We start from the raw sequence: 14,867 nt of genomic DNA on the forward strand, positions 1-14,867 counted from the left end.
ATGGTCAGTGTTGTCTTATTTACCGGCACCCTTTGTATTTTTAGTCACTTATTTAGTGTAATTTTTATTGAAACAATCGTTTAGGACAGTATTCAATGGACCAATTCTTAATCACCGGCCGCAGCCGCATTGCAGGCGAAGTCACCATCTCAGGCGCAAAAAATGCCGCCTTGCCACTTCTTGCTGCCATGATATTGGCAGAGACGCCGACAACATTGAATAATGTGCCTTCACTACAAGATGTGCGCACGTTAATCAAGCTGATTGCAGGACTTGGCATTCGTATTGAAAAGCAAGGCGATACGGTAACCTGTGACACCAGCACCATCGAAAACTACTTTGCCCCTTATGAGCTGGTAAAAACCATGCGTGCCTCTATCTTGGTTTTAGGTCCTTTGTTGGCCCGCTTTGGTGAAGCTGAAGTATCACTGCCTGGTGGCTGCGCTATCGGCTCACGTCCAGTGGATCAGCATCTAAAAGCCTTTAAAGCAATGGGTGCGGAGATCACTGTAGAAAACGGCTATGTTAAAGCCCGCGCCCCTGAAGGTGGCCGCTTGATTGGCTGTGAGTTCAGCTTCGATATGGTAACAGTGGGTGGTACAGAAAATGTGCTGATTGCCGCCACTTTAGCCAAAGGCACCACGGTATTAGAGAACTGCGCACGTGAGCCAGAAGTGGTTGATTTGGCCAATATGTTGGTGGCTATGGGCGCTAAGATTAGCGGTATTGGCACGGCTACCTTGACCATTGAAGGTGTAGACAGCCTACAGGGCTGTGAGTACTCCGTGGTGCCTGATCGCATCGAGACCGGATCTTATTTGGCAGGCGCTTTGATGACTGAAGGTGATGTGACTACTAAGAATACTGACCCGGCGTTATTACAGCCTGTGCTACAAAAGTTTGAAGAAATGGGCGCCATTATTACCACAGGTGATGACTGGATTCGTGCTCAAATGACCGGCCGCCCCAAGCCAGTTGATATTCGTACCCAGCCACACCCAGGCTTCCCAACCGACATGCAGGCCCAATTAATGGCGGTATGCTGCTTAGCAGAGGGCACCAGCACCATTAGCGAAAACATCTTTGAAAACCGCTATATGCATGTGCCAGAGCTTAAGCGCATGGGCGCAGATATCCAAGTTGACGGTCACACAGCCATTATCCGTGGTGTGGATAGCTTCAATGCGGCACCAGTTATGGCCACTGACTTACGCGCCTCAATGTCACTGGTAATGGCCGCGGCTGCTGCCGAAGGCGAGACGCTGATTGACCGTATTTATCATATTGACCGTGGCTATGAAAACGTAGAGGAAAAGCTACGTGGCCTTGGGGTAAATATCGAACGTGTCAATCCGGTAACTGATGCAGCAGAAGCCGATAGCTTGGATGACTAAAGCCCGCTTGGTTATAACAAAAATACTCTCATCTTATTAAGACATACCCGACTATGACTGAAACAAATGAAATATTAAACCAAGCCGATAGTGACTATGATGGTCTAACTTTGGCATTATCTAAAGGGCGTATTCTAAAAGAGACGCTGCCTTTGCTAAAAGCGGCAGGTATCGAGCTTTTAGAGGACCCAGATAAATCTCGCAAACTGATTTTTCCCACCTCACATGACAAGGTTCGGGTACTGATTCTGCGGGCCAGTGATGTGCCAACCTATGTAGAGCACGGGGCGGCCGACTTCGGCGTAGCGGGTAAAGATGTGTTGTTAGAGTATGGCGCCAAACACGTGTATGAGCTGCTGGATCTAAAAATTGCTCAGTGTAAACTGATGACTGCAGGCATTAAAGGTGTGGCGTTGCCCAATCGTCGCCTGCGTATTGCTACCAAATATGTCAATGTGGCGCGTGCATATTTTGCCAGTCAAGGTCAGCAAGTAGATATCATCAAGCTGTATGGCTCGATGGAGCTGGCGCCTTTGGTTGGCCTAGGTGATTTAATTGTCGACGTGGTCGATACCGGCAATACTTTACGTGCTAACGGCCTTGAGCCGCTTGATCACATTTGCGATGTCTCGTCACGTCTGATTGTCAATCAGGTCAGCTACAAGCGTAAATACAGCCTGCTTGAGCCAATTTTAGACAGCTTTAAGCAAAGTATTGGTGATTAGTACGGACATAGAGCATTGATAACCACTTGCTATTATTGATATTTAAACCAGTGTAGGGCAAAACCTAGCAGTTTTGCGTGATACACTGGTTTTTTTTTAAGTGTTCTTATATGACTTTGTAAGACACTGATGCTTAGTGCTTAGTAAACATAAGCCCTTTTGGTATAACCTTATTTTTTGAGGATTTTTCATGCGTACTTTGACCAGCACCGACCCCAATTTTGAGCAGCAGCTTACCGACTTGCTTGCCTTTGAAACTGTGAATGATAAAGAGCTACTGGCTACTGTTGATGACATTATCCATCAAGTACGTCATGGGGGTGATGCAGCGGTACTGGCACTGACCCAAAAGTTTGATGCTCACCCTGCAACGAGTATGCAGCAGTTAGTCTTAACGCCAGACGCTTTAAAACAAGCTTTTGGTCAATTAGATGAGCCGATTAAAGCCGCTCTAAAGACAGCTGCTGAGCGTATTAAAGATTTTCATCAGCGCCAAGTACAGCCAAGCTGGGATTATACCGATGCACTGGGCAACCGTCTGGGACAAAAAGTGACGCCGCTAGATAGAGTGGGTATCTATGTGCCCGGTGGGCTGGCCTCTTATCCCTCGTCAGTACTTATGAATGCGGTACCTGCTAAGGTCGCTGGCGTGGCCGAGGTGATTATGGTGGTGCCAGCGCCAAAGGGCGAGCTGAATCCCTTGGTATTGGCAGCCGCTTATTTATCTGGCGTAGATAAAGTCTTTACCATTGGCGGCGCGCAAGCAGTAGCGGCATTGGCTTATGGTACAGATAGCATCGCGCAAGTGGACAAGATTACTGGGCCAGGCAATAAGTATGTGGCCGCAGCCAAGCGTGCGGTATTCGGTCAAGTGGGCATCGATATGATTGCCGGTCCCTCTGAAGTTTTAGTGTATGCCGAAGGTGAGGCGGCGGACAATGCCGACTGGTTGGCGATGGATCTATTGTCTCAAGCGGAGCACGATACAGTGGCGCAGGCGATCTTTGTGACCACCAGCGAGCAGCAATTAAATGAGGTTGCTACGGCCATTGACAATGCCCTTGAGCGGTTGCCCAAAGCGGATATCGCCCGTGAAGCACTACAAAACCGTGGTGCACTTATTTTGGTAAAAGACCGTGCTGAGGGTCTGGCTTTAATTAATCGTATTGCCCCTGAGCATTTAGAATTGTCACTTGATAAGCCCGATGATGTGCTGGCAGATATTCGTCATGCTGGCGCCATCTTTATGGGTCGTCACACCCCTGAGGCCATTGGTGATTATTGCGCAGGCCCTAACCATGTGCTGCCGACTTCTGGTACTGCACGCTTTTCCTCACCGCTTGGGGTGTATGACTTTCAGAAAAAATCCTCTATTATCTACTGCTCAGCTGAAGGCTCAAAGCCACTGGCACAGATAGCAGATACTTTAGCAATGCAAGAGGACTTAGAGGCGCATGCCCGTTCGGCACGTTACCGCAGCTAATTTAACACGCTTATCTGCAGCTTGTAATTCATTGACACCCGTTTGGTGGAATTGGCCTATTTAGCATAGGTACTTATGGTCGTGGCGTCTTGATCAAAATGACTGGGTCATAAGGGCGCTGTAAAGTGACACTAACTGTCGTTTAATGCCTTATGGGTGTTGTTTTTTGGTGGATTATTATCGTTTACTTGGGGCGGGCGTGCTAAGATAAGCTGTGCTATTTGCTTTGAACTTGCCCTTAATATCTTAATTGAATGAAGTGAGTAAGACCAAGTTATTGCGTATTGTGATGGCTGGCCACACTTCATATCACCCCTTATAAAAAGATGATAAAGACTATGGAATTTAAACTTGATACGCGATTGTGGTCTACAAAAGCACGTAATTTAAACCCCTATGTACCCGGAGAGCAGCCCAAGCACGATAATTTGTGCAAGCTAAATACCAACGAAAACCCGTTTCCGCCTTCCCCCAAAGTTGTAGAGGCCATTACGGCCGCTTTAAGTCATGGCGGTGATCAATTGCGTCTGTATCCGGCACCTGAGTCTGATGCATTAAGGCAGGCTTTGGCTGATGCTTATGATTTACATCTCAATCAAGTCTTTGTTGGTAATGGCTCAGATGAGGTTTTGGCGCTAGTATTTGCCAGCTTTTTTATGAAAGAGCGCCCATTATTGGCGCCGGATATCAGCTATAGTTTTTATCCGGTATACGCCGATACTTTTGGCATTGATTTAGTAAAAATCCCATTGCGTGATGATTTTAGTATTGAGACTGATGATTATCGTCAGCCTTGCTCAGGCATTATTATTGCTAACCCCAATGCGCCCACTGGTATCTTAATGTCACTTGAGGCCATTGACAAGCTAGCCACTGAGCACCCCAATGCAGTGATTGTGATTGATGAGGCTTATATTGATTTTGCCAGTACCGAGCAGGCGTCAGCCATCCGCTTAATTGAGACGCATGATAATCTACTGGTTACCCAAACCTTCTCAAAATCACGCTCATTGGCAGGGCTGCGTGTGGGTATGGCTTTTGGTAATCCTTCATTAATTGAAGCGTTAACCCGCATGAAAAACAGCTTTAATAGCTATCCACTAGACCGTTTGGCACAAGCGGGAGCCTTAGCCAGTGTAGAAGATGAGTTGTATTTTAAGAGTACCTGTGAGCAAGTTATTGCGCTACGCGAACAGCTAATTGAGCAATTAAGCTCGCTTAACTTCACGGTATTGCCATCACAAGCCAACTTTGTGTTTGCTCGCCCACAGCAGGGCAATGCCAGTGAAGTCGCCCAGCAGCTGCGTGAGCAAGGCATTATCGTGCGTTATTTTAATCAGCCAAGAATTAATGAATATTTGCGCATTACTGTGGGTACCGCTGAGCAAAACCGACGTTTGATTGGCGCCTTACAGCAGATGGCTGGTTAATCCGTATTGTCTTTCTGCCTTGCCTTTTTGTCTTGTCTTTCTGCCTTGATTGCATGGCCATTTAGCAAGACATGCATAAAAAAGGACACCCTTATCGGTGTCCTTTTCTTTTTGTCTTTTTTGTAGGTAAAAATAAAATGAGGTGTGTCTATGGCGTAGATTTAGAGGGCTGCGGATTTAAGATGTGTCGCAAGTTGCCCACCTTATCATGACACTCTTGATATTCTGATTGGCACTCAGAGCCCACGGTAATACCGCCGCCTGCCCACAACGCCACGTTGCCTTGATGATCAGCTTGCAAGGATCGAATCAGCACATTCCACTGTCCATTGCCAGAGAAGTTCATAAAGCCCAATGTTCCGCAATAGGCTCCTCGTGGCGCCACTTCTAGCTCACTAATAATCTCCACCGCACGCTTTTTTGGGGTGCCAGTAATAGATCCTGCCGGTAAGCTGTCGAATAATACAGTTAATGGATGGTGCTCAGGCTTAATGGTGGCAGTGATGGAGCTGACCATATGGTGCACGTTGCTAAAGCTTTCGATGGCAAACAGTTTGGGGACTTTGACGCTGCCTATTTGCGCATATTTGCCCAAGTCATTACGCAGCAAGTCTACAATCATTACGTTTTCGGCTTTGTCTTTTTCGCTCATGGCCAATTGCTGCTTGAGCGTGTCATCTTGCTCGGGTGTTTTGCCTCTTGGCAGCGTACCTTTGATAGGTTTGGTTAGAATTTGTGATTGGCCTTGATGATCGTTATCAAACCACACAAACAGCTCAGGCGAACAGCTTAACAATTCAAATGCAGCAAAGGGATGACCACCTGATGGGGCAGGGATGTCAGAGTGTTTAGCCTGTTTTGTGAGCTGCGTAATGCAGAGATAGCCGGCAAAAGGTGCCTGTGTTTGCTGATGTAGCTGGGGCAGGTAATTGACCAAACGAATGGGGCTATCTGACGGGAAATAGGTATCGGTATCGCTGGTGGCAGTCGCCTGCGTCGGAGAGTGATTTTTTGCACTGTCATCATTTTGAGCATGCAAAGCGCTGGGCAATTGTCCTTGCCACTTTTGGGTTAAGTTAATCTGATAGCTGTCGCCTTGATATAAATAGTGTTGGGTTTGCTCAAAGGCAGAGCGATAACCCTCAACATCCCAGATAGGGTCTAAGGCAAGCAAAGGTGATGCCAATTGTTTTTTTTGCCTTGAGGACAGCTGCGCCTCAAATGCCTGCAAATAGGTCATAACTTTGTTGATAGCTTGCTGAGGGCACGCCGGCTGTGTGTGCAGCTGCCAGCCTTGGGGCGTTGGGGTCAAATAAATATCATAATGACCCAAGAAGGCTGCCGGCTGCTCGGCCAAGCCGATATCTGACTTGGGACTAAGTGCTTTGGCCGCTATGTCATAACCAATAAAGCCCATCAGACCATTGTGATAAGCACAGCTTTCGTGAGGTTTATTGATGCTGTGTGCGCTATAGTTGCCGCCATTATGAGCCTTGTTATCAGCTTTTTTATGCACAGTGGCATATTCAATCAGCTCACTTATCCACTGCTCATAACCCATGTGCCGCGTTGTAACCATTTGGGTGGCGGCTTGTGATGCTTGATCTTGTGGGCGGTTATATACGGTCACCTCTACGTTCAGCGCAGAGGACTTGAGGTTATGGGACTGTGTGATGGGCGAGACGCTCCAGGATTTTTTTGGCAATAAACCTACCACAGGGCTGCCTTGATTATTAAGCCAGCATACATGCCAAGGCAGATGACGCTCAGCGCACTGCTCAACAAAATCTATCAGATAAGGCACAAGCTGATGCGCCGGCAGGTTATCAAATGAAAAGGTGTGGTAAATCATAAACGCTCAATAAAAGTAAAAAGGGCTGTGGTATTGTTGGATAACAACCATACCTATAGACAGTTGGGCACAGGTGATGGCCATTTTCGGCTGCTAAAAGTTAACGGATACCATACATCAAGTGCCACAAACAACATACGTAAAATGCCGGCTATTTTACATTGTGCCAATCGCTGATAACACTGTTTAAACTGATATCTTGCTTACAATTACATATCATTTGGTAATAACTAAGCTTAACATTTGCTAGGCACAAGTGGCTGTCTGTAATATAGACTAATGTATAAGTGCTAATATAATAAGTGCTCATATCAATAAGGCGAACATAGGCTACAGCAATATTGTAGATCGCGACATGAGCCGCACCAAGTTTAACAATACTCAGCCATTATCCATAACGGCACTTTAAGGCTTATTTTTATTCGCTATTTACCTTTAATTTTTACTCATTCAGGAAGAATATTTTATGGCTAAGCAATCAAAAAGTTCAAAAAAAAGCAAAGCAGTTGTAACCGGTCTAGACGTATTAGGCCATGTGGCACGCAATAATTTAGAGCGTTTTGGCTCTATGCTTGACAGTTTAAGTGCCAAATCAGGCAAAGCCAGTCAATTTAAAGCGGTCGATTTATCTGACTACAAAACCAGCACGGCCAGCAACTTGTTAAGCCAACAAACCATTAAGACCTCAGAGCAGCTATTGGGTAAGCGCTTTGCGACTTATGGCAAGTATGCCAAAAAAGTTGTGCCAAACAGTATTTATCAAAAGGCGTCTGACAGCGTATTTTCACAAGTGGCAAAATTGGCTGCCACATGGAGTGAAATCGATTTACCACGCGAGCAGCGCTTTGAGGGCATTCAGACGTTAAGCGATCAAGAGCGCAATGCGTTGGCACGTGATATAGCCAACCAAAACCGTGCTTTGGCTACTATAGGCGGCGTAACGGGTCTGGCTGGTCTACCGGGTATGTTGGCTGATACGCTGTGGTTGCTTTTGGTATCACTACGCACGGTTTATCAGTTGGCCACTGTGTATGATAAACCCTTAACCGGTAAGCAAGGTATTAAAATGGCGTATGCGGTGATTGGCAGCGCTGACTTAAGCAAAATGCAAGAAAAACAGACGATTTTAGCAGCGCTAGGTGTGGCCAAAGGTTTAATTAGCAATGCAGATAATACGGGTCTACGTAGTGAGCTTTCAAAAGGCTTAGGCATTGCTGGCAGTAATATTGAGTTTTATGCCAAACAAGTGGATAAGTTAGCAGAGCAGTTTAACTTCGACTTAGACAGCATTAATATCAGCTGGATGGGCAAATTCTTACCGCTTGTGGCTGTGGGAACTACGGTACATTACAACAGCCATTTGATTGATCAAGTTATCGGTGTGGCCAAGGCAACATTTGGTCCAGAGCCTATTGTGGCGAAGCAGGCGTTAACGGATGCGACCCATGAAGAGGATCAATCAGACAACGCGTCAGAAAAAGCTGCCGATAAAAAGCAGCCTGCTAAAAACGATAGTGAGGCTAAAACACAAAGCGCTGATGAAGCAGCTGACAAAAACGCTGACAACAATGCTGACAATAAGCAAACTAAGGCTGATAAAAAAACTGAAGTAAGCGATGACGTGGCCGATCAATTCGGTGAAGAGCCTACAGATCCCACCAAAGGTGCAGAAACCCAAGAAAGCTATGACTTTCACACACAAGAGGGGCAACCTGCCAAAAAAGACGCTGAGTCAACAACTGCCAATGACGCTAAAAATGACGCTAAAAAAGATCAAGCCAAATAGCCTAATAGCTTGATAATTTAATAAGCTTATTTTGGCTTAATAACCGTTTAGACAGGTCAGGGCGTGACGTAAGGTGAGTATTGTTTAATACCACCTTGCATCATGCGGTATAACTCTGTAAAATTACCGCCTTAACTTCCCGCTGAGGAAGGCTAGAATAGCAGGTGGTTGGTGTTGTGTGCTGGAATGAGCCAGTGACATGATAGCTAACAGCTAATGCGTTTAGTGCCTCAGTTAAATACAGCTTTGCTGTATATCGGACATAGAGAGAATTAATTATGCGTAAAGATATCCACCCAGAATACCAAGAAGTATTATTCCACGACACTAACGCTGACGTGTTCTTCTTAACCCGTTCAACTGCTAAAACTAAAGCTACTCGTGAGTATGAAGGTAAAGAATATCCTTACTACCCACTAGATATCTCTAGCGCTTCTCATCCTTTCTACACTGGCGAACAACGCAAAACTTCTAACGAAGGTCGTGTTGCAAGCTTCAACAAACGCTTTGGTGCGTTTGGTGGCCGTAGCAAGGCTAAGAAAACTGACGCTGAGTAATGATTTAAATTATTCTGCTTTAAGTTTTAAGCAAAAAAAACCACCGTTTTTTACGGTGGTTTTTTTATTATATAAACTATCCGTTAGCCATGTTTTAATTGACGAGGACGGAAGCCTGATGCCAGTAGCACCACACCATATACCAGCGCACCCACGGCACAGATTAGCAATAAAGCAAAGACGCGATGCCACTGTGAAGCATGAGTGGGGAAGTAGGGGAGCATTAAATACAGCGCAATCACCATCAATAAGCTAGATATGGCAAACTGAGCAAACAGCTTTTTCCACTGTGGGCCAAAGCGGTAAAAGTTGCGCTTATGCAGAAGATAGTACAGTAGACCTGCGTTGACGAAAGAAGCGGCTGTGGTGGCCAATGCCAGACCGCCATGCAAAGGCAGTTTGAGCAGATAAAACAGACCCACGAAGATTAAGCTAAATATCATGTTAGCAATCACAGTGATAATACCAATTTTCACTGGAGTCTTGGTGTCTTGACGGGCGAAGAAAGCGGGCGCAAAGATTTTAATGAGCATAAAGCCTAAGATGCCGCCAGACATACTTCGTAGCGCAAAGCCACTCATATTAGCATCGCGTAAAGAAAACTCACCACGCATAAATAGCGTCTGCATCAATACATCAGACAACACAAATAAAGCACACGCTGCTGGCAGACCCACCACAATAATTAATCGAGCCGCCCAGTCTAAGGTCTTACGGAAGCTGACATCATCTTTTTTGGCTTCACTGGTAGACAGGCTTGGCAAAATAACGGTACCAATGGCGACCCCAATTAAACCCAAAGGCAATTCGGTCAAACGCTCAGCGCCATATAACCAAGAAACCGAACCGGTGATCATTAATGATGCCAAGATGGTGTTAAGCAGCAAGTTAATTTGAGTGACTGAAACACCAAAGATGGCCGGTAACATCAGTTTTAAGATGCGGCGCACCCCTTCGTGCTGAAAATCAATCTTGGGCGGCACCAGCAGTTTTTGCTGATACAACTGCGGCAATTGGATAAAAAACTGTAATAGACCTGCTATGGCAACGGCGTAACCTAAAGCCATAATCGGTTTATCAAACATAGGCGCAAAAATGAGAGCGGCCGCAATCATACTTAAGTTAAGCAGGACAGGGGCTACAGCAGGCGCAGCAAAACGTCCATAGCTTTGCAAAATACTACCGGCAAAGGCGGTCATAGAAATAAACAGCAAATAGGGGAAGGTTAAACGCAGTAGCTCGGTGGTGGTGTTAAACTTATTGGGGTCCTCAGCAAAACCTGGCGCAAATAAACTGACTACCCATGGCGCTGCCAACATAACCACTACCGTTAGCATAGATAAAATCATCAATAGCGCACCTGAGGTGCGGCTGATTAAAATCTGTACTTCTTGTAGGGTACGGCGCTCTTTGTATTCAGATAAGACAGGAACAAAAGCTTGACTAAAGGCGCCTTCAGCGAAGAGACGGCGTAGAAAGTTTGGAATCTTGAATGCCACCAAAAAAGCATCCATCAGGCCACCAGCACCAAACACACTCATTAGGACCATGTCGCGCACAAGGCCTAGAATACGTGAGAGCATGGTCATGGAGCTGACAATCATTGTCGAGCGAAACAGTTTACTTTTTGCCATGTAATCTCAATACCTGTTTGTTTAAAATAGGTTTCATTGGGTTTTAAAATTATAAAAAACTGGCAGATTATAGCACTATCTCGATACGATAATTGTACTGGCTAATGAAATTGTGATGGAATCTGGGGGTGTGTCATACTTGGTAGTTTGTCTGTTTTGGCTCTGAGCTGTAATCATTTTATTGTTAATTTTAATAAATATACCTATAAACCATGAAGGGTAAAAAAGGATAAAAAATGAGCGACTCTTATCGCATAACGCCAATCGCCAGCTCTGGTACAGGCAGCCGGCCAATCGTCAGTCCGCGCAGTTGGTTATTCGTTCCCGCCACTTATCCAGAGCGATTTAATAAAGCATTAAACAGTGGGGCGGAAGCGGTCATTATTGATTTAGAAGATGCTGTGGCCTTGGACCAAAAGCGCCAGGCACGTGAGAATATAGCTGAGTTTTTTTCACAATTAGAGTCTGATAATGTGAGAGCCAGTGTTTGGCTGCGCCTTAATAATGATGAGCAATTGGCTGAGGATTTAGTGCTATGTAAGCAGCTGACCTCAAGTAAGTTGGTGTCCGGCGTGCTGCTGCCCAAGCTGACCTCAAGTGCGTCAGTCACTCAAGTATGGGAGCAAACGGGGTTAACTGTTGTGGGGCAGATTGAGTCAGCTCTAGGATTAGGTCAGTTAAACCAAATCACCCAAAGCAAGGGGCTTATGGCGCTAAGCTATGGCCGCCTTGATATTAGCAATGAGTTGTCATTACGCGCAGGCAGTCAAGCTGAGCAAGACTTTTTTCGCCAGCTGCGCGTCACTTTATTATTAGCCAGTAAAGCCAATGGATTACAAGCCCCGATCGAGAGTATTTATGCCGATTTTAAAGATGAGGCAGGCATGCAAATGGCGGCTGAATACGCTTCTGACTTAGGCTTCTCAGGTATGCTGTGTATCCACCCCAAGCAGGTGGCCTTAGTAAATACAGCCTTTACCCCCAGCCAAGCTCAGCTTGAGTTTGCCCAACAAGTAATCGACTATTATCAGCGCACTGGTGAGAGCATCTTTGCCATAGACGGGGTCATGGTAGATTTACCGGTGATTTTGCAGTGTCAAACACTGTTGTCTGCTTAGAGTCAGACACTGCATTATTTAACAACGCTGCATTATTTAGCCACCAAGGTGCTGACTAAGTCACGCAGCGTGTCCCACTCAAAATACTCTCCTGGATCCGTTTTACGCCCAGGGGCAATATCACTGTGGCCTGTTAAATGACGGCGTGTTTTGGGATAAGCCTTATAAATAGCGGCGATTACACTGGCCAAGGCGGTGTACTGCTCAGCGGTGAAAGCCTGAAAATCTGAGCCTTCAAGCTCAATACCTATGCTGTAATCGTTGCATTCAGGCCGGCCCAGATAGCTTGATCGCCCGGCATGCCAAGCTCTGTTTTCAAAGTTGACCAATTGAGTGATTTGGCCACTACGCTCGATAAATAAATGCGCGGAGACCTCCATGCCTTCAATGCTCTTAAAATAAGGATGTGCGTCCCAATCCAAAGTATTGGTAAATAATGCTTTGACATAATGTAGGCCTTGCTCATTTGTTTGACCAAACTCATTAGGTGGCAAGCTAATATTATGGATAATGATGGCACTAATTTCGCAAGATTCAGGACGCTGATTGTAATTAGGTGAGGGCAGCCAGTCGGCTTGAGTTAAAAGACCTGATTCAATGCTTAGAGGTATAGGCTTGTAAGAAGCGCGGGCTTTAATAAAGGGTTTTTTCATAAGTAGTCATTTTATTATGAGTAAATAAGGGAGGCTAATAACACTGTTTAAGCGGCACTAAGCAACATAATATATACCGCTATTAATGGCTTTAAATCAGCGGCATGGTATCATAAACCCATTAGGCGGCAATCGATTAAGCTGCTTTATTATACTTAAATTAATAATAGGGTGAATCATGTTATCAGACAAATCGGCTGTAGGTTCTTGGGCTCAAAGCACACCCTTATTAAGCCTAAAAAATAGTGTCACTCATGTGGCAGTGACCAGTATCTTGGTAAGCTTAAGCGCGTCCGCTTATGCCCAAGCTCAGCCGCAGCAGACTAAGCATAACAAGGACATCGCAAAGATGCCTATAACGCAGTCTGCTAAAATGACGGCAGAACAAGCCGGTAGCTTAGAGCAACAAAAGCAGATAGATCAATTGATTGCCACAGCAAAGCAAAAAAATCTGGCCACCCATCCCAGCTGGCTGCGACTGCATTATTTTGAACCAAATGGCCATACAAAAAGTGGCTCAGCACGCTATAAAAGTAAAATCACTAACCCAGAATTTTTTCTAAGCCCTGCAGGTCACACTGATCCGCAGGCTGAGTTAGAGGCCTTTATCACTGCCACAATCACTCAAGGTATAAAGGGCAATGACAGTGCGGCCTGTAGGTTTCCGGCGCGTACTCATTGGCTCAAGACTCAGCTTGGCCTTGAAAACATTCAGCCCGACTGTCCTGACTTTGATAATTGGCTTCAAGCATTAGACCCACAGCGCTTATCTGTAGTATTCGCTGAAGAATATCCCAACCGTCCGGTATCCGCTTTTGGTCATACCTTGATGCTCATTGATTCTAAGGCCAGCCTGGCTGATCCCAAAGCCATTGATAAAGCGCATGCACTAAATGATACCGTGGCCGGCAATCCTGATGATTCATTTCTCGTCTATGCAGCCAAATCTGCCGCTGGTGGTTATCCTAATGACATTACTATTGAGCCCTACCCACAAAAGCTTGCTGACTATCTAAAGACCGACAACCGTGACGTTTGGACCTATGAGCTTAAGCTAACAGATGCTGAAATTCAGCAAATTATGCGTCATGTTTATGAGACCAAAGACTTAGAACTGCCTTATTATTTTACTTTAGATAACTGCGCCTCAGAGATTCTACGCTATATTGATGTGGTACGCCCTGAAGGCAACTTATTAGATGAATTTAAGCTGGCAGTGGTGCCCTCTGATGTGGTTCGATTGCTTAAAAAACAAGGCTTGATAACAAATCAAAGCTATTTTCCTGCAGACAAAACATTGGCACAGGCCAAACGCAATAACCCCCAAATAGAATTGCCCAAAAGCAGCATTGATGCGAATAATCGCCTAATCCCCACTCAATTAACCCCTGCTGATAATAACCCGCTAAATGGACATGAACTACAGCGCGTGATGATCGGTGCAGGTGCGCAAGATGATACAGGCTATCTAAGCTTGGCCTATCGCGGCGGATTTAATGACTTATTGGATCGGCCCAGTGGCTATCCACAAAATTTTCATTTAGAAGCAGGTTCTATTGCGCTTAGAGTGTATCAAGACCAAGAGCCGCACAAAGGCGATCATAACCGAGTAGAGTTACAAGAGTTGGCCATTTTGCGTGGCCGCTCATTTAACCCGATCAATACCGCCCGCAGCGGCGACTCTAAGTTGTCAAGCTGGGGAGTTAACTTGCAAGCTACGCAAGTAAAAGATGGCTCTCAAGCCAAATTAGCGACTCATGACGATCCCGATGCCAGCCATCTGGTGGGCAGCTTTGCTTACGAGAAAGGGATATCTGCCGCCTTTGGGACACCAACAGCGGGCTCAGGTAAGCTACCGCCGCAATTGTGCTATGCCTTTGGCTCCGGCTTAGCACAAGTGGGTAAAGGCTTAAGTCATGGCTACCGAGTGGGAGCAGGCGTGAATTTGGGCTGCCGCTATCAGCTCAATAGCAAGGCTAGGGTGGTGGGGGAGCTACAAATGCCATATTGGTATCACGGCGACTTAGATTCAGACAATCGTAGAAGTCATTATTGGCAGCCAATAGTTAGCTTAGGGGCGCAGTATGACTTGGCGAAGAACCAAGCGATTCGCCTGCAAGGCAGTTATCAGTTGCAAGATGATATTGAGGGCAGAGACGATATACAACTGGCGTATATCAAGCATTTTTAACACTTAAATACTGAGCATAGCAGTATGGATGTCACTTTATGGAA

The 14,867-nt window shown here is 45.7% G+C and carries 11 protein-coding genes; 8 read left to right on the plus strand and 3 right to left on the minus strand.

Features of this window, described 5'->3' with window-relative positions:
* Positions 1-95 precede the first annotated feature (95 nt).
* The 4 genes from murA (at position 96) to hisC (ending at position 5,032) form a co-directional block, all read left to right on the plus strand.
* Positions 96-1,394 carry a UDP-N-acetylglucosamine 1-carboxyvinyltransferase gene (gene murA / locus MN210_RS02880; protein WP_155586576.1) on the plus strand — a complete coding sequence of 433 codons (1,299 nt, stop codon included), beginning with the start codon at positions 96-98 and terminating at the stop codon, positions 1,392-1,394.
* A 53-nt stretch (positions 1,395-1,447) separates the two neighbouring features.
* Positions 1,448-2,119 carry an ATP phosphoribosyltransferase gene (hisG, locus tag MN210_RS02885; RefSeq protein WP_011959784.1) on the plus strand — a complete coding sequence of 224 codons (672 nt, stop codon included), beginning with the start codon at positions 1,448-1,450 and terminating at the stop codon, positions 2,117-2,119.
* A gap of 190 nt (positions 2,120-2,309) precedes the next feature.
* Complete coding sequence (gene hisD, locus MN210_RS02890) at positions 2,310-3,602, plus strand: histidinol dehydrogenase (protein WP_338412513.1); 1,293 nt, start codon at positions 2,310-2,312, stop codon at positions 3,600-3,602.
* A gap of 326 nt (positions 3,603-3,928) precedes the next feature.
* On the plus strand, positions 3,929-5,032 hold the full coding sequence (gene hisC / locus MN210_RS02895; protein WP_338412514.1) for a histidinol-phosphate transaminase: 1,104 nt from the start codon (positions 3,929-3,931) through the stop codon (positions 5,030-5,032).
* 148 nt (positions 5,033-5,180) lie between these two features.
* Here the strand turns inward: hisC and MN210_RS02900 are convergent, their stop codons facing one another.
* A complete protein-coding gene (locus MN210_RS02900) occupies positions 5,181-6,884 on the minus strand; it encodes an anthranilate synthase component I family protein (protein ID WP_338412515.1) in 1,704 nt (567 codons plus the stop codon).
* A gap of 466 nt (positions 6,885-7,350) precedes the next feature.
* Between MN210_RS02900 and MN210_RS02905 the strand changes: the two genes are divergently transcribed.
* Positions 7,351-8,670 carry an EcsC family protein gene (locus MN210_RS02905; protein ID WP_338412516.1) on the plus strand — a complete coding sequence of 440 codons (1,320 nt, stop codon included), beginning with the start codon at positions 7,351-7,353 and terminating at the stop codon, positions 8,668-8,670.
* A 278-nt stretch (positions 8,671-8,948) separates the two neighbouring features.
* Complete coding sequence (locus MN210_RS02910) at positions 8,949-9,227, plus strand: type B 50S ribosomal protein L31 (RefSeq protein ID WP_011959789.1); 279 nt, start codon at positions 8,949-8,951, stop codon at positions 9,225-9,227.
* An 83-nt stretch (positions 9,228-9,310) separates the two neighbouring features.
* Here MN210_RS02910 and murJ read toward each other — a convergent pair whose 3' ends face one another.
* Positions 9,311-10,861: a murein biosynthesis integral membrane protein MurJ gene (gene murJ, locus MN210_RS02915; RefSeq protein WP_110816139.1), complete on the minus strand. Its 1,551-nt coding sequence runs from the start codon at positions 10,859-10,861 to the stop codon at positions 9,311-9,313.
* A gap of 236 nt (positions 10,862-11,097) precedes the next feature.
* Here murJ and MN210_RS02920 point away from each other — a divergent pair, with 236 nt between their 5' ends.
* Positions 11,098-11,979 carry an HpcH/HpaI aldolase/citrate lyase family protein gene (locus MN210_RS02920; RefSeq protein WP_338412517.1) on the plus strand — a complete coding sequence of 294 codons (882 nt, stop codon included), beginning with the start codon at positions 11,098-11,100 and terminating at the stop codon, positions 11,977-11,979.
* Positions 11,980-12,011: 32 nt separating this feature from the next.
* On the opposite strand, the gene ampD is transcribed toward MN210_RS02920, so the two are convergent.
* Positions 12,012-12,632 (minus strand): 1,6-anhydro-N-acetylmuramyl-L-alanine amidase AmpD, encoded by a 621-nt coding sequence (gene ampD / locus MN210_RS02925; protein ID WP_110816141.1) that lies wholly within the window; start codon positions 12,630-12,632, stop codon positions 12,012-12,014.
* Positions 12,633-12,810: 178 nt separating this feature from the next.
* Between ampD and MN210_RS02930 the strand changes: the two genes are divergently transcribed.
* A complete protein-coding gene (locus MN210_RS02930) occupies positions 12,811-14,823 on the plus strand; it encodes an Lnb N-terminal periplasmic domain-containing protein (protein ID WP_338412518.1) in 2,013 nt (670 codons plus the stop codon).
* Positions 14,824-14,867 lie beyond the last annotated feature (44 nt).

This window comes from Psychrobacter raelei (genome assembly GCF_022631235.3).
GTDB lineage: Bacteria > Pseudomonadota > Gammaproteobacteria > Pseudomonadales > Moraxellaceae > Psychrobacter > Psychrobacter raelei.